At 61.7% G+C, this 23,811-nt stretch carries 23 protein-coding genes and 2 pseudogenes; 16 read left to right on the forward strand and 9 right to left on the reverse strand.

What is annotated here, in order from left to right; genetic code table 11:
- Window positions 1-17 precede the first annotated feature (17 nt).
- A complete protein-coding gene (locus QE452_RS03595; protein WP_309660438.1) occupies window positions 18-1,259 on the reverse strand; it encodes a hypothetical protein in 1,242 nt (413 codons plus the stop codon).
- A gap of 37 nt (window positions 1,260-1,296) precedes the next feature.
- Between QE452_RS03595 and QE452_RS03600 the strand changes: the two are divergent.
- The 3 genes and pseudogenes from QE452_RS03600 to QE452_RS03610 form a co-directional block, all read left to right on the forward strand.
- Window positions 1,297-1,497, forward strand: a pseudogene (locus tag QE452_RS03600) (terminase large subunit domain-containing protein); the annotation flags it as partial.
- 1 nt (window position 1,498) lies between these two features.
- Window positions 1,499-2,485 carry a phage portal protein gene (locus QE452_RS03605; protein ID WP_309660439.1) on the forward strand — a complete coding sequence of 329 codons (987 nt, stop codon included), beginning with the start codon at window positions 1,499-1,501 and terminating at the stop codon, window positions 2,483-2,485.
- 132 nt (window positions 2,486-2,617) lie between these two features.
- Window positions 2,618-2,803, forward strand: coding sequence for a DUF6771 family protein (locus QE452_RS03610; protein ID WP_309660440.1), 186 nt, complete (start codon window positions 2,618-2,620; stop codon window positions 2,801-2,803).
- 138 nt (window positions 2,804-2,941) lie between these two features.
- On the opposite strand, the gene QE452_RS03615 is transcribed toward QE452_RS03610, so the two are convergent.
- The 4 genes from QE452_RS03615 to QE452_RS03630 all read right to left on the reverse strand — a co-directional run bounded on the left by QE452_RS03615 (window position 2,942) and on the right by QE452_RS03630 (window position 7,286).
- The gene (locus QE452_RS03615; protein WP_309660441.1) at window positions 2,942-3,931 is read right to left on the reverse strand and encodes an acyltransferase; all 990 of its coding nucleotides are present in this window, start codon (window positions 3,929-3,931) and stop codon (window positions 2,942-2,944) included.
- A 100-nt stretch (window positions 3,932-4,031) separates the two neighbouring features.
- Entirely contained in the window at window positions 4,032-5,981 is a 1,950-nt protein-coding gene (locus tag QE452_RS03620; protein WP_309729614.1) for an acyltransferase family protein, read from the reverse strand.
- Between the two features lie 869 nt (window positions 5,982-6,850).
- The gene (locus tag QE452_RS03625; protein WP_309660443.1) at window positions 6,851-7,114 is read right to left on the reverse strand and encodes a BrnA antitoxin family protein; all 264 of its coding nucleotides are present in this window, start codon (window positions 7,112-7,114) and stop codon (window positions 6,851-6,853) included.
- Window positions 7,115-7,169: 55 nt separating this feature from the next.
- Window positions 7,170-7,286 carry a BrnT family toxin gene (locus tag QE452_RS03630; RefSeq protein WP_309660444.1) on the reverse strand — a complete coding sequence of 39 codons (117 nt, stop codon included), beginning with the start codon at window positions 7,284-7,286 and terminating at the stop codon, window positions 7,170-7,172.
- 550 nt (window positions 7,287-7,836) lie between these two features.
- Between QE452_RS03630 and QE452_RS03635 the strand changes: the two genes are divergently transcribed.
- From QE452_RS03635 to QE452_RS03660, 6 genes are all read left to right on the forward strand, one after another.
- Window positions 7,837-8,343 carry a Fic family protein gene (locus tag QE452_RS03635; protein ID WP_309660445.1) on the forward strand — a complete coding sequence of 169 codons (507 nt, stop codon included), beginning with the start codon at window positions 7,837-7,839 and terminating at the stop codon, window positions 8,341-8,343.
- A 275-nt stretch (window positions 8,344-8,618) separates the two neighbouring features.
- Window positions 8,619-8,951: a metalloregulator ArsR/SmtB family transcription factor gene (locus tag QE452_RS03640; RefSeq protein WP_309660446.1), complete on the forward strand. Its 333-nt coding sequence runs from the start codon at window positions 8,619-8,621 to the stop codon at window positions 8,949-8,951.
- 11 nt (window positions 8,952-8,962) lie between these two features.
- On the forward strand, window positions 8,963-9,391 hold the full coding sequence (gene arsC / locus QE452_RS03645) for an arsenate reductase (glutaredoxin) (protein WP_309660447.1): 429 nt from the start codon (window positions 8,963-8,965) through the stop codon (window positions 9,389-9,391).
- Complete coding sequence (locus QE452_RS03650; RefSeq protein ID WP_309660448.1) at window positions 9,391-10,677, forward strand: arsenic transporter; 1,287 nt, start codon at window positions 9,391-9,393, stop codon at window positions 10,675-10,677. Before arsC ends, QE452_RS03650 begins: the two co-directional genes overlap by 1 nt.
- Before the next feature lie 40 nt (window positions 10,678-10,717).
- A complete protein-coding gene (arsH, locus tag QE452_RS03655; protein WP_309660449.1) occupies window positions 10,718-11,470 on the forward strand; it encodes an arsenical resistance protein ArsH in 753 nt (250 codons plus the stop codon).
- A 182-nt stretch (window positions 11,471-11,652) separates the two neighbouring features.
- Complete coding sequence (locus tag QE452_RS03660) at window positions 11,653-12,075, forward strand: hypothetical protein (RefSeq protein ID WP_309729617.1); 423 nt, start codon at window positions 11,653-11,655, stop codon at window positions 12,073-12,075.
- Window positions 12,076-12,328: 253 nt separating this feature from the next.
- Here the strand turns inward: QE452_RS03660 and QE452_RS03665 are convergent, their stop codons facing one another.
- Entirely contained in the window at window positions 12,329-13,759 is a 1,431-nt protein-coding gene (locus QE452_RS03665) for an IS1182 family transposase (protein WP_309660548.1), read from the reverse strand.
- A gap of 88 nt (window positions 13,760-13,847) precedes the next feature.
- On the reverse strand, window positions 13,848-14,327 hold the full coding sequence (locus QE452_RS03670) for an RES family NAD+ phosphorylase (RefSeq protein ID WP_309729620.1): 480 nt from the start codon (window positions 14,325-14,327) through the stop codon (window positions 13,848-13,850).
- Window positions 14,328-14,909: 582 nt separating this feature from the next.
- Between QE452_RS03670 and QE452_RS03680 the strand changes: the two genes are divergently transcribed.
- From QE452_RS03680 to QE452_RS03705, 6 genes are all read left to right on the forward strand, one after another.
- Window positions 14,910-15,287, forward strand: coding sequence for a DUF333 domain-containing protein (locus QE452_RS03680; protein ID WP_309660487.1), 378 nt, complete (start codon window positions 14,910-14,912; stop codon window positions 15,285-15,287).
- 220 nt (window positions 15,288-15,507) lie between these two features.
- A complete protein-coding gene (locus QE452_RS03685) occupies window positions 15,508-15,963 on the forward strand; it encodes a sigma-70 family RNA polymerase sigma factor (protein WP_309660486.1) in 456 nt (151 codons plus the stop codon).
- 34 nt (window positions 15,964-15,997) lie between these two features.
- Complete coding sequence (locus QE452_RS03690; protein WP_309729623.1) at window positions 15,998-16,924, forward strand: FecR domain-containing protein; 927 nt, start codon at window positions 15,998-16,000, stop codon at window positions 16,922-16,924.
- Entirely contained in the window at window positions 16,921-19,320 is a 2,400-nt protein-coding gene (locus tag QE452_RS03695; RefSeq protein ID WP_309660484.1) for a TonB-dependent receptor domain-containing protein, read from the forward strand. Before QE452_RS03690 ends, QE452_RS03695 begins: the two co-directional genes overlap by 4 nt.
- A 204-nt stretch (window positions 19,321-19,524) precedes the next feature.
- Window positions 19,525-20,115: a DUF333 domain-containing protein gene (locus tag QE452_RS03700; protein WP_309660483.1), complete on the forward strand. Its 591-nt coding sequence runs from the start codon at window positions 19,525-19,527 to the stop codon at window positions 20,113-20,115.
- 239 nt (window positions 20,116-20,354) lie between these two features.
- Window positions 20,355-21,122 carry a hypothetical protein gene (locus tag QE452_RS03705; protein WP_309660482.1) on the forward strand — a complete coding sequence of 256 codons (768 nt, stop codon included), beginning with the start codon at window positions 20,355-20,357 and terminating at the stop codon, window positions 21,120-21,122.
- Between the two features lie 485 nt (window positions 21,123-21,607).
- Here QE452_RS03705 and QE452_RS03710 read toward each other — a convergent pair whose 3' ends face one another.
- Entirely contained in the window at window positions 21,608-22,252 is a 645-nt protein-coding gene (locus tag QE452_RS03710; protein WP_309660481.1) for a TetR/AcrR family transcriptional regulator, read from the reverse strand.
- Window positions 22,253-22,328: 76 nt separating this feature from the next.
- On the opposite strand from QE452_RS03710, the gene QE452_RS03715 reads away from it, so the two are divergent.
- Window positions 22,329-22,691 (forward strand): darcynin family protein, encoded by a 363-nt coding sequence (locus tag QE452_RS03715; protein WP_309660480.1) that lies wholly within the window; start codon window positions 22,329-22,331, stop codon window positions 22,689-22,691.
- A gap of 801 nt (window positions 22,692-23,492) precedes the next feature.
- On the opposite strand, the pseudogene QE452_RS03720 reads toward QE452_RS03715, so the two are convergent.
- Window positions 23,493-23,777 (reverse strand): annotated as a pseudogene (locus QE452_RS03720) (transposase); the annotation flags it as partial.
- Between the last annotated feature and the right edge of the window lie 34 nt (window positions 23,778-23,811).

Below are 23,811 nucleotides of genomic sequence, written 5' to 3' on the forward strand. Positions count from 1 at the left end.
GTTTTGAAATCAGGCATTTAGGCTTCCTTTTTCCGGGTTGGTCGTGGCTGCGGTTGCGGTGTTGATGCGGTGAAGGCGTCGGGAACGCGCGCGCAGATGTCGGTGATGATCGACTCCGTCGCCGCCAGCGCGCGGCCGAGATTGGCGGGGTCGCGCAGGGCGTAGATGTCGCTGGTCGAGGTGCGGACGTGGCCCAGCATCATCTCGCCCTGGCGCCAATGCTCCTCGCCGATGCGGCGGCGGGCCAGCGTCGCCATCGAGCGGCGGATCAGTTTCCAGCCCGCCTCGCCGCGTTCGCCGGGCAGGCCGATCTCCGCGCGCATCCGGTCCCAGGCGCCGCGGATATTGGCGGTGGGCAAGTAATTGCCCTGCATCGCGTCGAGGAAGGGCGCGAACTGCCGGGGGATGGGGATGACGCCGCGATATTTGCGCGTCTGTCGCCGGCCGCGCGGGTTGAGGTCGAGGATGCCGGCGGCGGCAATCCACTGGTCCGCGCGCAGATCGGCGATCTCCTCCGGCCGGGCCCAGGTGGCGACGGCCGCGCGCAGATAGCGGAGCAGGTTGGCGCGATAGGCGATATAGACCTGGCGCTGCTTTTCGCTGCGGATGTGCGGGCCGGTGGGGTTCAGGCAGTAATCGAACATGCGGGCGAGCATCGCCACATCGGCGCGGTAGCGGGGCGAGGCGGACACGTCCTTGGTCTGCTCCGCCTTGAACTGCGCCTTCTGCCCCGGCGTCGCGCTGATCGCGGCGGCGAGCTGGCGGACGCAGCCCTCGATATGGCCGATCGTGCGCTGGCGGACCGCGCCGCTCTTGGGCGCGACGATCGGCCGGTCGGCGAGCCATCGGCGAAAGCCGTCGACCCAGCGTTCGGTGATCGCCGTGACCGTCACAGTCACGTCGGTGGCGGAGACATATTCGACCACCAGCGCCAGCCGGCCGCGCGTCGCCCGGTAGCCCTTCTTGTCCTGGCTGAGCAGCAGGTAATCGGTGATGGCGCGCGTCAGCAGCGGCACGGCATGGCCGTCGAACGGCCGGCCGCACCCCTGGCAGATCGCCACGCCGGTGGAGGCGAGATAGCGGCGATCGACCTCTAACCGGGCAAGCCCGTGATCGCTCGTGCCAGCCGATGCGCTTCGTTCACGTCGCCGGGCAGGATCATACCAGACGATCTCGAGATTGCGGCGGCCGGGCCGGGCGTAGAGCCGGAACTCGCCGCGCTGGTAGATGAGCTCCTGCGTGCGCGTCGTTCGGCGCATAACATCCTCTGCTGTTCGGCCACATAGGCGCGGAAGGTATCAGCGGACTTGGTGGGACGCGAAGGGCGAGCGGACCCGCATGATCCTGAAGTCGCGCCAGATCGGTGCGACCTGGTATTTCGCACGGGAGGCGCTGCTCGACGCGCTGCGCGGGGGCGGCAACCAGATCTTCCTGTCCGCCTCCAAGGCGCAGGCGCATATCTTTCGCGGCTACATCATCCAGTTCGCGGCGCGGATCGGTGGCGGCGCGGCCGAAGGGGATCGAGGCGTTCAGCTTCGGCGATCCGGAGGCGGTGCTCGACCGCCGCCAGATCATGGACATGCTGGAGGTGTGGCATAACGGCCGCTGGTACGAGCCGCCGGTGTCGATGGACGGGCTGGCGCGGGCGTATCGCGTGTCGCCGCATCATAGCTCGGCGATGATCCTGAAGCGGCGGCTGCTGGTGGCGAGCTTCGAGCCGACGCCGTGGCTGTCGCGGGCGGCGTTCGAGAAGACGGTGCAGGACTATCTGGTGTTCGGGAACGCCTATCTCGAATGCCGCTACAATCTGCTCGGCCGGCCGTTGCGGCTGGACCATGCGCTGGCGAAATATGTGCGGCGCGGGCTGGAGGCGGGGCGGTTCCTCTTCGTGCCGGGCGCGACGCCGGAGACGGCGTTCAAGCCGGGAAGCGTGGTGCATATCCTGCAACCGGACGTGAACCAGGAGATCTACGGAGTGCCGGAATATCTGTCGGCGCTGCAATCCGCCTTGCTGAACGAAGCGGCGACGCTGTTCCGGCGGCGCTATTATCTGAACGGCAGCCATGCCGGCTACATCCTCTACGCCACCGGCGATTTCGCCGAGGGTGATACCGACGCGATGCGGGAGGCGCTGAAGAAGTCGAAGGGGCCGGGTAACTTCCGCAATCTGTTCGTCCATGCGCCGGCCGGCAAGCAGGACGGGATCAAGATTCATCCGATCGCGGAGGTGGGGGCGAAGGACGAGTTCGTCGGGATCAAGAACGCGACGCAGGCCGATGTGCTGGCGGCGCACCGGGTGCCGCCGCAGCTGCTCGGCATCGTGCCGGCGCAGGGATCGGCGTTCGGCAATCCGATCGATGCGACGGCGATGTTCTTCGAGCTGGAGATCTCGCCGCTCCAGGGCGTGTTCCTAGATGTGAACGACCGGCTGGGGTTCGAGGCGGTGCGGTTTTGCGAGCGGACGGTCGCCCAGCCGGCCGGGTGATGGCTGCCGCCCGGCGGGGAAGGGGGCAGGGGGGAGTAGGGCGACCGGATTTGCGGCGAAATCCGTTTGGCTGATTGACGAAGGAACGAATCAAGAACATACGAGGTTAGAAAGCCTTGAAAGGGAAGGCCAATGACCACGGTACAGACCATCACCAGCGCGCTCGACGACGCACCGCGCTTCGCCCTGCTGGGCCTGTCGATGCGGGACGAACGTCTGCGCGAACGTGCCAAGGAGGCGTTGGCGGCGTTCCTGGCGGAACGGCTGGCGCATCCGCTGCCGGTCGTCGATGCCGACCAGATGCGCCTTCCCTTGTGACGTGGGCACCAAGCATTTTCGGACGCTGTATGATGAAGCTCAACCCAATCGGGCTAGTCCCCTACACCGGCACGGTTCCTGAACCAGAAAACGATTACTGCCTGAGCCTCTGACGGATCAGTTCAGGTGGAAATTGCTCTAGCGCACAAGCCTTCTTGCCACGGGCACCCTCGCGAGCGCGAGGCTAAATACAGTAGCAGAAAGCGTAGCGGCTATTGCAAGAATAACTGCGCTAACCATGGTATTGTGTCCCATTCGATGCGTAAGCACCCGAAGAAACAGCAGGTGTGACGCGTAAATGCCCAGGCTGAGGGTGCCCAACCGAGCCGGAAAAACAAGCAGCTGTTTTCGATTGAAGCTTTTGGCTAGCAAAAATATTGCAACGCCTAGTGGATATGTCGAAAATATAACATCGTGCGACTGCGGAGTCGTATTCGAGAAACTACTAATAAATAATTCTTCGGCGTACATTAGAAAAAGCAATGTTATAGTTGCAAGAATGGCAGATGGCGCATTGATTTTAATGCTCATGTGTTTGATGATGTAACCCATCAAGACCAAAATAGGTGCCATGGTGAGCCGAATACCACCAATAGCAGGTAAACTTAAAGCATTATGATATGCTCCAAACGCTAAACCAATCAATGATAAGGTGAAAAAAACGAACGCCGTAGTACGAATGCCCAAAATAATTATAGCCGTTGGGGATAAGGCTAGAGCAAGACTGAGAATAGGTAGAAACCACAGATGGTACGCTGAGCCGCCCGTAAAAATAGTCTTGATCGTTATGTTGTAAACGCCTCCGTAAATCGCTGCGTCCGTAGCGGCGTAAATCAGGAGCCAAGCGAGATACACCGGAAGCAAGCGAGTTAGTGGTCGCCATATTAGAGATGCCGTCCATGTTTGCGGAACGCGCATAAAATAGCCGCTGGCAATAAAAAAGAATGGAACGGCTACGCGACATGCGTTCATGACTATGGCTGTCAAAGTTTGTTGGTCAAGACCAGTATGTCTCGTATTCACGTGCAGCAGAGCGACAGGGAAGCACATCATGTAGCGGAAGCTATCTATACCCATATCACGGCGGGTGGAGCTGATTTGATTATCTGGGTTATTGGCATTTGCCATAGTTATGCAAGCCTCAGATAAATGAAGAGATATTCAGTATCATGTATTGTGCAATGCCGCCAAAGCACGTTGGGATTGCGTTTGGCGTAACATTGTAGCTTTAGTAAGCTGCCGTTTTCATGATAGCTTCTTGACTAATTATCCGTCTGACTAAGTAGTTGGCCCCGGTTTTGTTAAGATGATTTTGATCAAAATAGAGCAAATTTCCATTTTTATCGGCTACAGTGCATTTCTTTTGTAAGTTGCACATATATTTCAAAGCGGAAATATACGAGAACCCTGTAGCGGTGCTTAGTTTTTTTAGCTCTGAATCGGTCTGCCAAATTCTTTGAGAAATATTTTCATCGATCAGGTTCGGATCATTTCGCCGAATACTTTCGGCCATAAGGCGAGGCACAGGAATTGTATATTCGGGCGTGGGCCCAATAATCAGCAACCTGACACCCTTTTTTGATAATCTTGAATTTAAATTAGAAATGCCTGTTTTGTCAACTATCAGCCATCTAGAAGTTAGAACTAATACGGCCGGAGGTCGTTCATTAACGTGCTCAACCATGGCTTTATGCATTAAATTGTTGCAAAGTTGGCCATCCGCTTTGAGGGTAAGGTTGATCTCGCATCCGAATACCACTGCCGATTGTATATTAATTTTGGGAAGATTGTCAGCAAGGCCGTTCCACAGCATCGCTGCATGACTGTCTCCTACCAACAACCAGTTTGATTTTCCTGATACGCTACCAAGGCAGCGATGGTCATATTGGGCGAGTGAATCGCTCACTGGCAGGAAGCAATGATAAGGTGGCGCCGCAAATTGGCCGGTTCTTCCTGTGATGCTTGCAAGTCTCAAGGTTTCCGCAGAAAATCGATCTGGAAATCCATGATTTATGATTATCACTGATAGTAGTGATCCAGACAGGGCAAATAGGCCTCCCGTCCGGATTAGCAACTGAGTCGGTGACATCTTGGAACGGAACGGCCGCTCGATGAAATACCAGGACCCAAAGCCAAGAAGTGTCGTAAGTAGGAGAATGGGTAGCGCAGCGCTGGGGCCAATGCGCTCAGTTAAATAGAATTGCTTATAGAGAACGATAATTGGCCAGTGCCACAGATATAGCGAATAGGAGGCTAGCCCGGCATATCGGGCAGGCGTCACAGCCATAAGACGGTGAACCATAGTCAGGCGAACGCTGCCACTAACAAGGAACAAGGCCGTCCCGATGCAGGCCGGAAGAAGAACAGGACCGGGAAACCCGTGCTCCGGTTGAACCAGGATGAGGGATCCTACCATGAGTGCGACGCCGGCCATGGAAACGGCAAGGCAGATCGACGGCTGAGAAAGCCACCGCTTGGGTGTCTGCGTCGCTACTGCACCTATCGCCAACTCCCACCAACGACTAGGTAGAAGATAAAACGCTCCTATAGGATTCGATTGTAATTCAAACGCGCTAAATAAAATCGAGATAAATATAGTAAGCAATAAAAATCGAAAAATCCATTTTTTCATTTTGCCGGCTAAAGCTAATATTATGATTGGTAGGAACAAATAGAATTGTTCTTCTATGCCCAATGACCAAGTGTGCAGCAACGGAAATGTGCTGCTTTGCGCTGCAAAATAATCCGCACTATAGTAGAAAAATATATTTGAAATACCAAAAATCGCACTCAAGCCGCTTTTTGCGAAGCTCGTCAACTCCCAAGGATAAAGTGGTACTGCCGCAAGAACGGACGTGCACATTACCATTACGAGGAATGCCGGCAAAATTCGGCGAATGCGGCGCAGGTAAAAATCTCTAAATGAAAAGCGATTTGCCGCTACACTTGCAATAACAATGCCACCAACCAAGTAACCGGATATGACAAAGAATATGTCTACGCCAATGCCACCCGCTGGTAACCGCGACGGGAACATATGATATAGAATAACGGCGCCGACAGCTATGGCGCGCAATCCATCTATGTCGCCTCTGTATTTGACTGGATGAACGGCTGATGGAGATGGCAGGCCGGTTCCAACCACCTGCTCCGGTGCCTCTGGCAGCGGCGTACTCACAAAAAACCGGAAATATTATATTTTATCATATTTCCCCCAAAATTCCGTTGGTTAGTTCGTACCTAGGGGGAAGTTGAATAGCAATTTACCAATTGAAACAATCAAGTGCTTTGAAGCGGCTTATGACACCGAACGGCAAATATCCGAAATGGACATAAATATGTGGCTGACGAGCTCATAACATTGTTTGGTCATACCGAGGTGGCTTTAGTTATATTCTTAGAGCACCGGCATTCTGCGGGTGCGCCTAACATGTTGGCTATTCCACCGCAGATAAACGCTCAATCCAGTATGTAATAATGTACAGGACTAACCGAGGATGGGGTTACGGGAAAATAGATTGTGGTTTTCTTAGAATAATATAATCTAAAATCGGTCGTTACATGTTCGTGTGGCAGTCGTTTTTAGATTAATAACTTGTACGGGCGACGAAGAATGGTGCGAATGCGCAAAATTTGTCGAGTGATCTGCACGGCAGCGTCGTCACGGTTATCGAAGGCGGGCTATCGTGCCGGCAGGCAGTGCTTCGGTTTGGCGTCAGCACGACGAGCATAATTCTCTCGCAGCAACTAATGCTCGCGCATATAATATCTGCTGGCAACACTATAACCTCATAAGGTGACAGCGACCACCTAGAAGTTTTGCAGAAAATTGAGGCGGTGATCACCGGGGCCATATTTCATTTCGGTCGATTACTTTCTTGGCGTTGCCGCAGGGTGTGACCCTACTATCAAAACGGCAAGCCTACCGTTATTCTTTATTAAACAAGGCGATCAAATTTTAGTCTACATCAAGCATTGCCTCGCTTTCTTCAAACGTGCCCTCGGTTACAGGCTACGTCTCACCGGTCGGTCGGGCGGGGTAGGGGGTCACGGCGCCGCGTCGCGCAGCGCCTGGTTGATACGGGTCTGCCAGCCGGCTCCCGTAGCGCGGAACCGTTCCAGGACGTCATTGTCGATGCGCAGCGACACCAGCGTCTTGTCCGATCCGGCGGGGCGACCCCGTCGCTTGCCAAAGGCTGCCAGCACTTCGGGCGGGAGCAGGTCGGCGGCCGGCCTGGCGCGGGCGAAGTCCACATCCGTCCATTCGGGATTGTCGTCGTCGAAAACGACCGGGGGCTTGTCAGAGGCCATGGCGGCGCATCTCCTTCTCATGGGCGCGGCGGTAGCTGATCGCGCGGATCTCGTCCTACCGGACGGCGACGACCAGGGCATTGGCGAGATCGAACCCGGCCGCGTCCGCCAGCGACAGGCCATGCTTGGCGATGTTCGCGGCGTCCTTGGCAGGGTCGAAGGTTACTTCCATGGGTATATATGTAGCTACGATAATGGGCAGTGGCAATCAATAATGTAGCTACATAAATCGATCTGCCTGAGCAGCCTTGCGCGGGGCGGGATGGATGGTCCTCGGTCCCCCTCCGTGATGCCGCCGGCTGCGAGGGCGATCGGCCCATTCCGACCTGTAACCCCGAATCCCGCGCTTTTCCCCCCGCCTCGCCCGCCGGCTTTATGGGGCGCTTTCGGTGCAGGGCACGCATCGCGGGAAGCCGGCCTAGATCCTGGGCGGGGTTCGCGGGCGTTTGCTCCGATCACGGGTGCGGATCGGTGCAGCTTCAGAGCCCTGGGGGCAAGGATCGTGGGAAAAGCGGCACAGCCTTTACCTGCTCCTCTAGGGAACTCCGATCCCGTGCAAGCGGGGGCGGTCCACAGTGGTTCCGAACCGTTGCGGCGTGTACAGGCCGGGACGTGGGGGCTTGGTGAAGCATAAGGCGACGCACGCCGAAGGCGTTCCTTCGTACTTTTATCCTTGAAGGGCCGGGTTCTCACCGCCCGGTAGAATCGCGTTCATCGTTCACTTGCAGAACATGATCGTCGATCCGCGCTATGCGGCCACCGACTGGCGGACGTTCCAGAACTTCGTTGGCGAAACGACGGTCGATTTCCACGAGGAGGTGCACTTCATCTGCCCACGACCGGAAGACGTACCGTCGCTGATGAGCGGATGGATGGCGCTGACCACATTGATGCTGAACGACGCAGTCGAGCCGGTCGTCGCGGCGGCGGTTGCGGCCTTCGCCTTCGTCTTCGTCTTCGTCTTTATCCACCCGTTCGAGGACGGCAACGGCCGCATCCATCGCTTCATCGTCCATCATGTGCTGAGCCGGACCGGCTTCAGCCCGGATGATCTGATCTTCCCCGTGTCCGCCGCGATCGTGCGTGACCAGCGCAGCTATGACGCGGTGCTGGAGCGCTTCTCGCAACCGCTGTTCGCCGCGATCGACTGTCCAACTCCTCCGGGCACGGGCAGATGCGCAGGCGCGCGCAGCGCTCGCCGATCACCCGCTCGCGGCCAGCCGGGGTGATCCTTACACGGCTCTGCTCGACGACGATGTCGTCGCTGCGATGAGGGATGCGCATCGCGACGAGAGGCATGATGACCCGATCCCGGCCATTCCCGCGCCCCAACTTTCGACGCCCGGTCATCGCCTCAATGTGACAGACGTCCCGCCCCGGGTTCTATTCGTGATTGTCGCAATTTGCTGGACAGCAGACTGAGGGCTTTCGGAAAACGGCAGAACGGCAAGGCATCTTCCAATGGTCCAGTGGCCAAGTGGCTTATATCCGCTATGCTGGATGTATGGATAACGATTCGGCCATAGCGGTCCTGGGCGCGCTCGCGCAGGGCACCCGGCTAGACGTGTTTCGCCTCCTCGTCCGACACGAGCCGACCGGCATGGCGGCGGGCGAGATCGCCCGTCAGCTTGAGGTGCCGCAGAACACCATGTCGGCGCATCTCGGCATCCTCGCGCGCGCCGGCATCGTCCGATCCGAGCGGCACAGCCGGTCCATCATCTACCGCGCCGACCTCGACGGCCTGCGGGCGCTGACGCTGTTCCTGGTCAAGGACTGCTGCGCCGGCTCGCCCGAGCTGTGCGCGCCGCTCCTCGCCGAGCTCTCCCCTTGCTGCTGAAAGGACGCACTATGGCCGTCGACGTCGTGATCTATCACAACCCCGCCTGCGGCACCTCGCGCAATACGCTGGCGATGATCCGAAACGCCGGCATCGAGCCACACGTCGTGGAGTATCTGAAGACCCCGCCGTCCCGCGCCCTGCTGGTCGAACTGATCGACCGCGCCGGCATCACGCCCCGGGATTTGCTGCGCGAGAAGGGCACGCCCTATGCCGAGCTCGGCCTCGGTGACGTCTCGCTGACCGACGACGCGCTGCTCGACGCCATGATGGCGCACCCGGTCCTGATCAACCGGCCGCTGGTCGTCTCGCCGCTCGGTGTGAGGCTTTGCCGCCCGTCCGAGGCCGTCCTCGACCTGCTGCCCGAGCCGCAGCGGGGCGCGTTCACCAAGGAGGATGGCGAACCGGTGGTAGACGCCTCCGGGCACCGCGTCGCCTGATGCTTCTTGCCTTATCCATCTTCGTCGTCACGATCGCACTGGTCATCTGGCAGCCGCGAGGCCTCGGCATCGGATGGAGCGCCTTGGGCGGTGCCGCCGTGGCGCTGCTCGTCGGGGTGGTCTCGCTCTCCGACGTGCCGGTGGTATGGGCCATCGTCTGGAACGCGACCGCGACGTTCGTCGCGATCATCATCGTCAGCCTGCTGCTGGACGAGGCCGGCTTCTTCGAATGGGCGGCGCTGCACGTCGCCCGATGGGGCAGCGGCCACGGCCGACGCCTGTTCGTCCTCATCATCCTCCTCGGCGCAGCCGTGTCGGCGCTGTTCGCGAACGACGGCGCCGCGCTGATCCTGACCCCAATCGTCATCGCGATGCTGCGGGCGCTGGGCTACCGCGACAAGGCGATGCTGGCGTTCGTGATGGCGGCGGGCTTCGTGGCCGACACGGCCAGCCTGCCGCTGATCGTCTCCAACCTGGTCAACATCGTGTCGGCCGACTTCTTCCGTATCGGCTTCGCCGACTATGCCTCGGTGATGGTGCCGGTGGACCTCGCGTCGATCGCCGCGACGCTGGTCGTGCTGCTGCTGTTCTTCCGCCGCGAGGTGCCAACCGGCTACGATGTCGCGCAGCTCCGCACCCCGGCCGACGCGATCCGGGATCCCGCCACGTTCAAGGCGGGCTGGGTCGTCCTCGCCGCCCTCCTGGCCGGCTTCTTCCTGCTCGAACCCATCGGCGTTCCGGTCAGCGCCGTCGCCACTGCCGGTGCGGTCCTGCTGCTCGCCATCGCCGGGCGCGGCCGCGTCATCGAGACCCGGAAGGTCCTGCGCGGCGCGCCGTGGCAGGTCGTGATCTTCTCGCTTGGCATGTACCTGGTCGTCTACGGCCTGCGGAACGCCGCCCTGACCGACCATCTCGCCGGTCTCCTCGAGCGCGCCGCCCAGGGCGGCGTCTGGGGCGCGGCGTTCGGCACCGGTATCATCGCCGCGCTGTTGTCGTCGGTGATGAACAACATGCCGACGGTCCTGGTCGGTGCCCTGTCGATCGACGCGACCCACGCCACGGGCGCCGTCCGCGAAGCGATGGTCTACGCCAACGTGATCGGCTGCGACCTCGGCCCGAAGATCACGCCGATCGGGTCGCTTGCGACGCTGCTGTGGCTGCACGTCCTCGGACAGAAGGGCATCCGGATCGGCTGGGGCTACTATTTCAGGGTCGGAGCTACCCTGACCGCCCCGGTGCTACTGGTCACGCTTGCCGCACTGGCGATCCGGATCAACGCCGGATGAGGTGCAGAAATCCCCTGAACACCACCGGAAACCCCATTTGATGCCCCTCCGCATACTTAGCGACCCAGACCATCTGCCCGCGCTCGATCGCCGTTACGTACTGGATCGTCCCGTACCGGGGCTGGGGGCAGGCGACCCGCCCCCGCGCATCCTGCTGCTCTATGGATCTCTGCGCGAGCGGTCCTACTCCCGGCTCTGCGTCGAGGAGGCGGCGCGCCTGCTGCGGTTCTTCGGTGCCGAGACGCGCATCTTCGACCCGTCGTCGCTGCCGTTGCCGGATCAGGTGGTCGGCGACGACCATCCCGCCGTCCACGAGCTGCGCGAACTGTCGATGTGGTCGGAAGGGCAGGTGTGGTGCAGCCCAGAGCGGCACGGTCAGATTACCGGCATCATGAAGCTGCAGATCGACCACCTGCCGCTGTCGATGGGCGGGATGCGGCCGACTCAGGGCCGCACCCTGGCCGTCATGCAGGTGTCGGCCGGATCGCAGTCGTTCAACAGCGTGAACACCCTACGCGTCCTTGGCCGATGGATGCGCATGGTCACGATCCCGAACCAGTCCAGCGTCGCCAAGGCCTTCGAGGAGTTCGACGACGCGGGGCGCATGAGGCCGTCCAGCTACTATGATCGCATCGTCGACGTGATGGAGGAACTGGTCCGCTTCACGATCCTGCTGCGACCGCACGCCGCCCAACTGGTCGACCGGTATTCGGAGCGGAAGGAGGCGGGTGTGCCGATCGACGCGGCCACCGATCTGTCAAGCATCGCGACGGCTCCGCAGAAACCTGGCTGATCGAATGGCACCTCCTGGCCGCCAAGATCCAGAAAGTGACGCTGGGCAGCGCCCTTGCGGCCCTCAGTATCGGACGATCCTTGATGTATCTGGAAGACAAGGCATCCACCACGTTTCCAAACCGTGGATCTACTGCGGTGGATTACATTGATCGCACCGGCCCGGCGTGATGGCGCTAAGCGATGGGTCACTCGGCCATGGGCCCCGCCTTTCACGAACTTCGGCCTTGGAACGAGGGCCGGTATGTTGGTGCCAAGCGGGCGCTTAAGCAGCAGATTCGGGTCATTCGGTTTTGGCTCGATCCCGACGCATCCCAATACTCCCCCAATAGGCGTGAGCGACATTGTCGAAAACAATGGTCGCGTGGACAAATTCTTGGCTTCCCCAAACCCATTGAAGCCGATCGATCCTGCAAGCTTATCTTGGCGTTGGGTGATCAGAGCCGCGGGCAATCGCCGTTCAGCGGTGCGCTCGAACGCTATCTAAGCGAACAGGGCTATACGCTGGCTGGCCCCCTAGTGGTCGATCAGCCGGGCGATAACGACACGTTGCTGACCCTTCCTCTGCAATTGCCGATGGGAGCCCTTCGGCCGAAAAACAGATGAGGCTGTTGAAGAATGCGATGCTGGTGGCTGGTACGGTTGGGGGGGGGGGGCGGAATGACACTCCAAGGTTTTGCGATTCTATCCCTTATGGGATCCAGGCCGTGTGAAAAGTTGCGGCCATGAGGCCGGTCGGGCCCCTTTTGGTTAGAGGGGCAGAGCCCCCTGATATGTTCGGGTTTGTCGCTGCACCGGCGTCAGAACGGCTTCGTGGGGAGGATATCAGGCGCTGCGCTGGCCCATATAGCAGCGTGGCTCAGGCTTGTACCGCCCGGATCAGCCCTTGTACGCCGACGAGGTTGATCGCCCGCCTGAGATTATAGGCGAGCGCCGTCAGGCTGAACTCGGCGCGGACCTTGTCGAGCCCACGCATCAGGAATGCGCCCTGGTTCATCCACTGTTTGATCGAGCCGAAGGGATGTTCGACCGTTTCGCGCCGGATGTTCAGGATCTCGGGCCGCGCGGCGAGGCGTATCGCCATGCGGTCGAGCACCGCCTCGCCCTCCCACCGCGTGATGCGGCGGAAGTTTCCGCGGGCACACTGCTGCTTGAGTTCGCAACCGTCACAGGCCCGCGGGTTTGAATATTGCACGATGGTGTGGCCACCCTGAAACCAGCGGTAGCGTGTGTCGAGACGCTGGTTGCCGGGGCAGTGGTAGCAGTCCGCGGCTTCATCGTAGCGGAACCGCTCCTTGGGAAAGCGGCCATCGCCGACCGCCGTGCCGCGCTGGGGGCGGGCGACATAGGCCGTGATGCCGGCCCGCTCGCACGCAGCGATGTCCTCGCCCATGTAGTACCCCATGTCGGCGACCACATCGATCTGCTCGACAGCGAGGACGTCCTTCGCCGCGACGGCTGTTTCAGCCAGAAAACCCAGATCGCTGCCGGCGTTGGTGACGTGCTGTTCGGCGATCAGCTTGTGCTTGGCATCCACCGCGACCTGCGCATTGTAGCCGACGCCGACCTTGGGATGTGCCGCCATCGCACGCGCATCGGGATCGGTGAGCGATATCTGGTTCTCGCCGCTGGCCTTCAACTGCTCCAGCATCGCCTCGCTGACCTGGCGCTGTTCGCGTACCCTGGCGATCTTCGCCGCTAGTGCCTCGCTCCGTCTGGTCGTGCAGGCTTCCTCGCCACGGTCGGCATCATCGAGCTGCGCGAGATACTTCTCCAACCGCTCGTCGGCGGATTTGATGTACTTGTCGAGTTTGGCTCTCGTGAAGTTGCGGGTCCGGCTGTTCACCGCCTTCAGCCGCGTGCCGTCCACCGCCAGCAGCTCGCGTCCGAACAGGTCGAGCTTGCGGCACAGCACCACGAGCGCGCGGAACACCGCCTTGAACGCAGAGCGGTTGTCGCGGCGGAAGTCGGCGATGGTCTTGAAGTCCGGCCGCAGCCCGCGCAGCAACCAGATCAGCTCGAGGTTGCGCGTCGCTTCCGCCTCGAGGCGCCGGCTCGACCGTACCCTGTTCAGGTAGCCGTAAAGGTACAGCTTGAGCATGTCGGCCGGATCATAGCCGGGACGTCCCGTCGTCTTGGGCCGCGACCGCTGGAACCCGGCACCGCCCAGATCGAGGTCGTCCACAAAGACGTCGATGAACCGCACCGGATTGTCCGCCGAAACATAATCCTCAACCGATGCCGGTAGCAGCAGCGCCTGGTCGCGCGCGTGACCCTCAATGTACGCCATGCCCGCAGCATACGCAGATCTGCGACCGGGCGGAATCGCAGGACGCGAGTTTTCGCACGGTCTGGATCGTATTTTGGGAAACGCGGCGTCAGCCTGCGGTGTATCGCTCCAACATCGGCGGTCGATGCAAACACTCTGAGAAGCTGAAAGGTCGGGTGGATAGTGGCGCCACGTTCGCCGCTTCAGCGTGCAAGGGGTTCATCACGATTATGTCGGCTTCGGGTAGGACGGCGGACTGGACGGCAATGGCGAGCGACCGCCGCTGCGCTGCCCAGGCGTCGACGAAAGCAACCTTTGCCTCGCTGCTCAATGTGTTGGGAACCCGCTCGACATCACAATCGATGGTCGTCCAACCCAAAACGAAATCGTCGTCGGGGAATGTCGGGGTGGCTTGGACATAGCGCAATGCCACCAAGACCGCCAATCCCGGCTCACTTGCGAAGTTGACCAATGGGACGCCGGGCGATGAATACCGCCCACCTGATTTGGCCGCACCCGCACCATCAAGGGCGACGTATTGTGGTCGCGTGAGCCGCCATAGTTTCATTAGATCGGGTTTATCAGGCACGGCGCGGTTGCCTCAAGCGCCCGTCGGGATCGGTGAGCAAGACCTGTCCTTCGCCGCCTTCCTCCAACTGGCCGAGCAACGCTGCGCTGGCCTGAGGTCACTGTACAGATACAGCTTGAGCAGGTCCGCCGGATCGTAAGCGGGCCGCCCCGTCGCCTTTGGCGGCGTCCTCCGGAAAGCCGCGCTACCCGGATCGAGGTCGTCGACGAAGGCGTCGATGAACCGACCGGATTGTCCGCTGCCACATAGTCCTCGATCAAAGCCGGCAGTAGCAGCGCTTGGTCACGAGCATGTCCCTCGACAGACGCCATGTGAGAAGATTACGCCGCCAGGACGCGCTCCGAAATCCTGATCCGCATTTTCGGACGGTCTCGATCGCGCATCAGGAACGAGCTACCCTTCTCAAACTCATTCATGCACCTTGCCCCGGAAACGCCGTGCCGATCCGGCGTGACGAGACACAAAAAACGCAATCGACCGACGCGAGGTCGAGGGAAATCCCATTTCGCTCCGTCCTCCAGATGAGGGCCCGCGATCACATTGCGAGCCGGACAGTGTCACACGGGTGGGGGCGGCTTCGTCATGCATCGACTGGCCTATGCTGGGATAATGTTACTGGTCTGCGCGGCGGTGCCGTCGCTGATCCTGATGAGCGCGTCGGCCTCTTCGCAGACGATCGCCGGACATGGCGCATCGGAGGTGTGCCTCCGTCTTGGCGGGGTCGGCATCGTCGTTAACGGCGCCGCCTATTGCCGCCTTCGCGATGGGCGTGCCGTCGACGAGCGGCTGCTTATTTTCGGACAACGGCGACGGGCCGTCATGCCCAACCCCGCCAGTGCCTATTGCGAGCAATTGGGCGGCAGGCTGGACGTGGTGGCCGAGCCGGGCGGACAGACGGGCTATTGCCATCTGCCGAACGGCGCCGTCGTCGAGGAATGGGCGCTGTATCGTGGCCGCTGAAGCCTATGGCGCGAAGCCCTGGCCGACATCGATTCCCCGCGCGATGGTCCCGGTGGATCGCATGACATCGTCGGGGAGCGCGCCCTATCGGCACGTGGCGGGCTTACGTTCATTTCTTCACGATCAGCCAGTAAGAGGCACCGAACGATCCCCTCACGTCAATTCGGTGCCCATGTCGTCAAACGGACTAGAAGCAGTTTATCTGGCCAATCGGGACAAGATGGTCCGTTTCCTGGTCGCGCGCGGGGCTGGCGATGCGGCCGAGGATCTGGCGAATGACCTTTGGCTGAAGATCTCGACGCTTTCGACCGGCCCGATCGCCAATCCGCTGTCCTATCTGTTTCGGGCCGCCAACTCACTGATGATCGATCGGTATCGGGCGCGCCGACAATCGGAGCGCAGGGAGCAGGACTGGTTCGATCTGACAGGCGATGGCGAAGCCTCGGACGAGCCGGCGGGCGAACGGGTGATCGGTGCGCAGCAGGAGATCGCGAAGGTGGCGGAAGTGCTGACGTCCCTGGGGGCCCGCCGGGAAACGGTCTTTCGGCGCGCCCGGATCGACGGCGTGTCGCAGCGACAGATCGCCGAGGAATTGGGCATCAGCCTGAGTACGGTGGAAGCGGACCTGCGGATCGCCACCCGCGCATTGATCGAATTGAAGGAAGACCTGCGATGAGCATCACGAACGCCGTCGCGACCGAGGACAAGGCATGATGACCGGCAGGAAGGTCGACGACACCGCACTGGAATGGGCCATCCGCACGGCCGACCCGTCGTTCGAGGAGTGGGATGGCCTGACCGAATGGCTCGAGGCCGATCCGCTGAACCATGATCGCTATGACGAAGCGACGGCGGCCATCGCGCAGGCGAGCGACCGTGTCGCGGCCACGCCGGTTCAGGCCGCGCCGATGGTCGCGAACGACATCGGGCCGATGCGACGCGGGTATTGGCGCTGGGGCGGCGGGGCCGTCGCCGCCATGCTGGCGGTGGTCGTCGGCGTGTCGGCCTGGAACGACCGATCGCAACCCTATGCGGTGGAAACGTCGCCCGGCGAGCAGCGGTCGGTGGCCCTGGCCGATGGCAGCCAGATCATCCTGAGCGGCGGTTCGCGCGTGACGCTGGATCGCACGGACGCGCGCGTGGCGGTCGTGGATCGCGGCGAAATGCTGTTCCGGATCCGGCATGACGCGGCCTATCCGTTTCAGGTGACCGCCGGCGACACGAAGATGGTCGATCTGGGGACCGTCTTCGACGTGACGCACGATCCCCGGCGGACGCGTGTCGCCGTGGCGGAAGGTGCGGTGATGGTCGATCCGCAAGGCGCGCGCCTGCGCCTCGATCCGGGCCAGGCGGTCGTCGCGACCAATGGCGAGTTGCGCCGGGAGCGCGCGGAGGATGTCGGCGGCTGGCGCGAAGGTCGCGTGACCTTCGATCACGCCCCGCTGTCCGACGTCGCGCGCGACCTGAGCCGTCAGCTCGGCCACGATATCCGGGTCGACGCGGCGATCGCGGATCGGCCGTTCAGCGGGACGGTCGATATCCGCTCGTTGAATGACGACCCGGCATTGCTGGGTCGACTGCTGGCGGTCGGTGTCCGGCGGGACGGGGAGATGTGGGTGCTGGGCGACGATCGGTGAAGCCGGGTGCCCGGTCGGCCGCCATCGGGCTGATGCTTGCCGCCATCGCGCCGTCCCCCGCCATCGCAGGGACGCTGGCGATCGATCTGCCTGCGGGGACCGTCAGCGCGCAGGTGCTGGCGCTCGGCCGGCTTGCCCAGATCAGCGTCGTCGTCACCGATCCGGGCTTGTGGTCGAAGCCCGTGCCGGCCTTGCGGGGCCGGATGAGCGCGCTCGCCGCGATCCGTCTGATCGCCGCACGATGCGGGGGCGAGGTCGAGCCGATCGATGCGGCGCTGTTCCGCCTCGTGCCGAAGCGGACGCCACTGCCTCGCGCCCACCCGGCCAGGCCCCGGCCACCCGTGCCCGCCGTCCCGCCGCCCGAGCCTCCGGCACCCGATATCGTCGTGGTGGGCAGCAAACGCGATCTGCCGCTCGGTCGCGTCGCGGGTCAGGTCATGCGGGTTTCCGGACAGGATCTGGAATTCGGCGGTGCCGGGGGGACCGAACGACTGACGTCGCGATTGTCCACCGTCGCGTCCACCTATCTCGGCGCCGGGCGCAACAAGCTGTTCATACGTGGTATCGCGGACTCCAGCTTCACCGGCCCGACCCAGGCGACGGTCGGCCAGTATTTCGGCGACCTGCGCCTCAGCTATAACGCGCCCGACCCCGATCTGCGCTTGGCCGATCTGGCGGCGGTGGAGGTGCTGGCGGGACCGCAGGGCACGTTATACGGTGCCGGCTCGCTTGGCGGCCTGATCCGGCTGGTCCCCAATCCGGTCGAGCTCGGCCGCACCAGCGGATCGGTCGCCATCGGCGCGTCCGCCACCCAACATGGTGCGCCGGGATATGATGCGCAGGGGGTCCTGAACGTGCCCATCGTGACGGATCGGCTCGGCGTCAGGCTGGTCGCCACGTCGGTCGAGGAGGGTGGTTACATCGACAAGCCGCTGCTTGGACGCCACGACGTCAATACCACGCGTATCGATGGCGGCCGCGGCACCGTGCATCTGAAGATCGCCGACGACTGGAGTGCCGAGCTGATCGGGATCGGCCAGCGCATTCGCGGTGACGACAGCCAATATGCGGATCGGGGCGCCCGCCCCCTCACACGCAATGCCCGGGTCGTCGAGGGCTTCGGCGCCGATTTCGGGCAGGGGCAGTTCGTACTGAGCGGCAAGGTCGGCGATGTCCGGCTCCGTTCGTCGACCGGTGTCACCGCGCATGACCTCACCGAACGCTATGACGCGACGTTGGTCGGTGACGATCCGACGCTCTTCACGCAGGCGAACCGCACGCGGATGGTCGCCAACGAAACGCGCGGCTGGGTCACCAACGCCGATGGATCGGGATGGCTGCTGGGGATGAGCTTCACCGACAATCGCACGCGGTTGTCGCGGGCCTTCATGTCGCCCGGCGAACGCCAGCAACTCCCCGGCGTATCGAACGCGGTGCGGGAGATCACGGCTTATGGCGAAGCGAGCATCCGGGCGGCCCGAAACCTTCTGCTGACCGGGGGCCTGCGTGTCAGCCATTCGGTGCTGACGGGGGCGGCGGAGGACGGCGTGTTGCAAAATACGCCGGAGGCGCTCGCGACGCTGGCCTCGCGCCGGGAAGTTTCCGTACTGCCGTCCGCATCCGCCCTTGTCGATGCCGGGCCGAATGCCGCGATGTACCTGCGCTACCAGCAAGGCTTCCGCCCCGGCGGCCTGACGATCTACGACGGTGACGTTCAGCGGTTCAACAACGACCATGTTGGAACGATCGAAGCGGGTTATCGCTTTGGCCGTGCGGCGCGGGACCCGTTCGCCTTTTCCTTTACCGTCGCCCATACCGGCTGGCGCAATATCCAAGCCGATTTCCTGGATGGCGGCGGCTTTCCATCGACCGCCAATGTCGGCAATGGCGACATCTGGACGGTCGAGACGACCGCCTCGGCCCGATTGGCCAGGGGATTGCGGATCGACGCCGCGATCTCCCTCAACGACAGCAGCATCAACGAGCGCGCACCGAAGGATCTGCCGGTCGCCGGATCGTCGGGCGGCCCCGTCGGCGCGGCGGCTCGACTGGGGCCGATCCCCAACATCGCGAATGTCACGGCGCGCGTGGGAATGACCTATGACGCCGCGCTGTCCGATCATGCGCGGCTGAAGGTGGATGGCTGGGCACGCTATGTGGGCGTGTCGCGGCTCGGCCTTGGCCCCGAACTGGGGGAAGAACAGGGCAACCTCGTCGACAGCGGCATCACCGCCCGCGTGGGGTGGGATCGCTTCGGCGTCACTATCGGCGTCACGAACCTGACCGATGCGCGGGGCAACCGCTTCGCGCTGGGAACGCCCTTTCTCACGGGCAGGGCACAGGTCACCCCGCTGCGCCCGCGCACCGTCCGCATCGGGTTCGACACCGCTTTCTGACCGGCATCGTCACGGTATCCATCGCTCCGCTCCGTCCTCCCCATGGCTGGCATCGAGTGACGATCGTCGAAGTCCGGCGATCGGGACATTCAGTTACCGGCAATATAGAGTGAGGAATATTGCGTTCACGGGCCCCAAAACCCGAAGCGGTAAACATTCCAGCTCTGCTCGGAGTAATAGATCATGAAATTTCAAGCATTTGTGATGGCTAGCCTGCTATCGGCAGGCGCTGGGATATTCGCACTCCCCGCCCATGCCCAGTCGAAGGGGAGCGAGATCGCCAATCCCGCGTCGGAATATTGCGTCTCGATCGGCGGCACCTCCTTCTCGCGCCGGACGCCATCGGGTGATGTCGGCTATTGCCGGCTGCCAAACGGCAAGGTCGTGGAGGAGTGGAAACTGTTCCGCGAGAGCCAGAAGCGTCCGCCGGTGCCGAAGCGCCGCGACGACATGTCCATGGCCAACCCGGCTGCGGTCCATTGCAGCAAGGTCGGCGGCACCAATCTGAACCGCCGGACCCCGCAGGGTGACGTCGCGCTCTGCCGGTTGCGCAACGGCAAGACGGTCGATGCCTGGGCGCTCTACCGCCGCGACGATGGCAAGCGGCCTGGCCCGGCAAAGCCCGGTATGATCGGCCTCGCCAATCCGGCGTCCGGTTACTGCCTGAAGCAGAAGGGACGTCTCGAAATGCGCGAGGGGCCCGGCGGGACGACGGGGTTCTGCCATCTGCCGGGTGGACGCGTCGTCGAGGAATGGCGCCTCTATCGTGAGCAGTCGACCGGCCGCCCCCGCTGATCGCGGATGAATGTGGGCCGCGCGCACTGGTGCGCGGCCCATTGGCAAGCAAGTCATTCACGCGCCAACGCCGGGATGGCGGCAATAAAATCCCTAAATCAAAGTACCTTATCAGAATTTCAAAAAAAGTTCCCTCGACCCCAAGGCATATCGAAAATGGTGCCGTCTTGCTGATGTAGGGGGACGCAGACTGGTGCGGCTCGCTCGAACCAAGATCTATTTTCGAAGGACTAGACTCCATGACCCTGGTTAGCTCGTTCGCGCCCGCGCATCGCGGTGCGTGCCGGTACTCGGCTGCGATGATCGCTGGCATGATCGCCGCCATTGCCGGGACGACGCCCGCGTCCGCGCAGAAGGCCGAACCCGGCGCCTATGTCGTTGCCCGTGCCGGCGCGCAGGTCGATTCCGACGTGAAGCCCCACCAGGTGCTGAAGAAGGGTCAGACGGTGTCGAAGACGGCCCCCACGCTGCCCAAGAACATCGACAACAAGTCCGGCTTCACCGGTGAGTTGGGCATGGGCTATGACTTCGGTGGTTTCCGCGTGGAAGGCACCGCCGGCTACGACACCGCCAACATCAATGGCAAGGCATTGAGCGACAAGAACTATATCGGCTCGGGCCGGCTCAAGTCGTTCGATCTGGGCGTGTCGGCTTATGTCGACCTGATCCAGGACGGTCCGTTCAAGCCCTTCGTCGGTGGTGGCATCGGTGCCTCGCACGTCAATTACTCGGCGGATCGCTACGCGCGGACCGCAAACCCGGGTACGCTGAAGCCCGCTGCGTCGCTGGATGGCAAGGACTGGGGCTTCCGCTGGCACCTGGATGCGGGCGCGAGCTACGACGTGGCGCCCAAGACCTCGATCGAGCTGCTCGGCCGGTATTCGCAGACCTCGGGCATGCAGATGAAGGGCGTGACGATCGATCAGGATCGCAACCGCACGACCCCGACCTACAAGCTGAAGAGCTCCTCGACCTCGATCATGGTCGGCCTTCGTCAGAAGTTCTGATCTCGACTTGATCCGATAGAAAAGCGCCGTCCCGGCATCGGCCGGGGCGGCGCTTTTGCATGCCTATATTCCCATGGGATAATCACGGGGCGCTGGATCATGATCGTCAGGTGGGATCAGGACGTGGCATTGCGGCTATTCCAGTGACGTGGCATGACCCATCTCCGACGCCGGCATTTGAAGTCCGTTACGCGATCTATGCGTGTGCGGGTGAGAGGATGGTCAGAATCGTAAGCTGATTCTCGCGACTGTTCCGGCTGGGAGGATTGATCGAGACAGAAGAAACCTTCTCGCAAGCTGTATTTGTTGGGAATGGCGGTCTGCCTTGACCACACCTGCGCGAAATCGGACGCTCAAACCATGCGAGGCGATACGCGATGGTGGGACGGCCCCCTGGCCTTGGCTGGTCTATCTCATAACCTACGGCATTCCCTGGCTTTGACCGCCTCCCGGTCCTCGGCAACTGCTGGCGTCGGCGTTCGCACTTAACATCTTGGTGATCGTCTATTTCCGGTCCAGGCCGCATTGTCCAGGTAACCGTAGACGGCCCTGCCGACGCGGGATGCAAGAGCGTCCCGATCCTGTTCACCGCGTTCTCCGGCAGCATCCACCATACCCTTGATGATCGCCAACACGTCCTGCGCGGCCGCATCGGGATCAGGCTGCTTGGGGAGATCAGCGCGTGCCAGGACGGACAAAAGGATCGATCGCAGCCGGTGTGTGACGCGCCGGGTATCCTCATCGAAGGGCAGTCGTGCCTCTTCCAAATCCAACAGCCTGGCCAGCGCGGGTCGGCGAAGTTGGTGGATCACCGCCGACGCGATCACACCTTTCAATGCCTCTCGACCGTTCACACCGGATACGGCCACCTCGCACTCGGCGATCAGCAGCGATGTCTCGTGCACGATCAAGGCGCCGATCAGCGCCTCCTTGCCCGGGAAATATTGATAGAGCGAGCCGATGCTGACGCCGGCCCGCTCGGCGACCGCGTTGGTGGTGAACCCGCCGAGTCCATCCTGTTCCAGAATGCGAGCCGCCGCCTCGACGATCGCCCGCACCGTTTCGACGGAGCGACCTTGGCGTGGCATCTTCCGAGGGCGCGGGCGCTGCGAGGTCGTCTTCTCTTCCATGGATCGAATGCGAGTAGCCAAATATGAGGTTATGCTCGCATTCTACGTCCTGCACATGATGATGCAAGGATACATAATGACCACTACACACCTGCCCTTCGAACCGACCGTCACCGTCTTCATGCTGGTCAAGACCTCGCCTAAATGGCTCGGTTTCCCCGTCGATCGCCGCTTCGCGCTTCTGGCAGAGCATTTCACTCCGATCCTCAAGAAGCACGCGGCAAGCGTCTCGTTGCGCTTTTTCGACGTGGAGTTCTATTCCACCCGCGTCACCGACATTTGGATGTGGGACGCAGCGGACCACCATTCCTACCAGTTACTGGTGGAAGACCTGCGCGAAACGGCCTTCTGGGATCGCTATTTCGATATCGTGGAGATTCTGACCGGCGTGGAAAATGCCTATGCCAAAAACTACGATCGCCCGGTTATCACCGCCTGACCAAGGGGGAGGGGGCGCCATCTCCGCCTCCTCTTCATCTTTCCCATAAAGGAACTTCCGACGGGGCAAAGGAGCCTGCGACGAACGGTTTCCAACCGGGTGCTGCTGGTCGCTTGGTCGAGAACCTGCGACTGACCGCGTTCGGCTGAAGCAGCCATTCAGATCGTGCTCCCCGACCGAGTTGGATTGGTCGATACTTGCCGTCCCGATTGGCAACGTGCCGTGGATGTTCGACGGAAAGGACAGCATTCGACAGTTCCGGCTCGAAAGCCGCCTGTCCGCAGTCCGCCCGGCAGCGGATATCAGCGATAGCGCAGAAGGGGGCGTCCACTACCGCCCAATGTGAGATATTGATCGACGAATGGAAAACAGTAGCGTCAGGCTATGGCAGCATCGTTAAATCCTTGGGCGTTGTTCGGAGCGACCTTCCTGGCGGGCTTGCTAGCGCAGATGGTTTTTCCTCGGCAGCGATGGAGCGTGACGCTGGTTGCCGCTCTTGGTCCCCTCGCTTTACTCACTGCTACTATCTGGTGGCGAATATGGGAGCATGATGCTCTCTACATAATCGCGTATTTCGTGGCGTTGATGATTTGCGGCGGAGGATCAATTTCTGGTCTGCTGATGGCCGATATCGGAAGGCGAAAGTTCCGAAACTAGCGTCCAAGGGTATGTCCGCCCTCCACCCAAACTCGGACGCCCGCCCCAAACTGGGCTATGCCTTGCCCAGCCAGCGGCATCTGCCGCGGTGCCGCCGCGGCGAGGTAGAGCGCTTCTCCGCCGAAGCTTATAGCCTAGAGGCTGCTATGAACATGCGACGAGTGTGGCAGCCTGCTTCATCTTGAGGCAAGCGAAAGCGACGACGTGAAGTCCAGCGAGTGTTTCTGGATAACGTTCATAGTCTTTGACGAGGCGCCGGAAGCGGGTGGCCCAAGCGAATGAACGCTCCACCACCCAGCGCCGCGGCAGCAGGACGAAGCCGCGCTTGGCTTCCGGCAGTTTGACGACCTCAAGCGAGATGCCGTGTTCGGCCGCGGCGTTGGCGGCCCGTTCGCCGGTATAACCCTGATCGACATAGGCGACTTCGACACGGTTTCGGTTTCCGTCACCCGCCCCAACTCCG

The sequence above is a fragment of the Sphingomonas sp. SORGH_AS_0438 genome (assembly GCF_031453475.1).
Taxonomy (GTDB): domain Bacteria; phylum Pseudomonadota; class Alphaproteobacteria; order Sphingomonadales; family Sphingomonadaceae; genus Sphingomonas.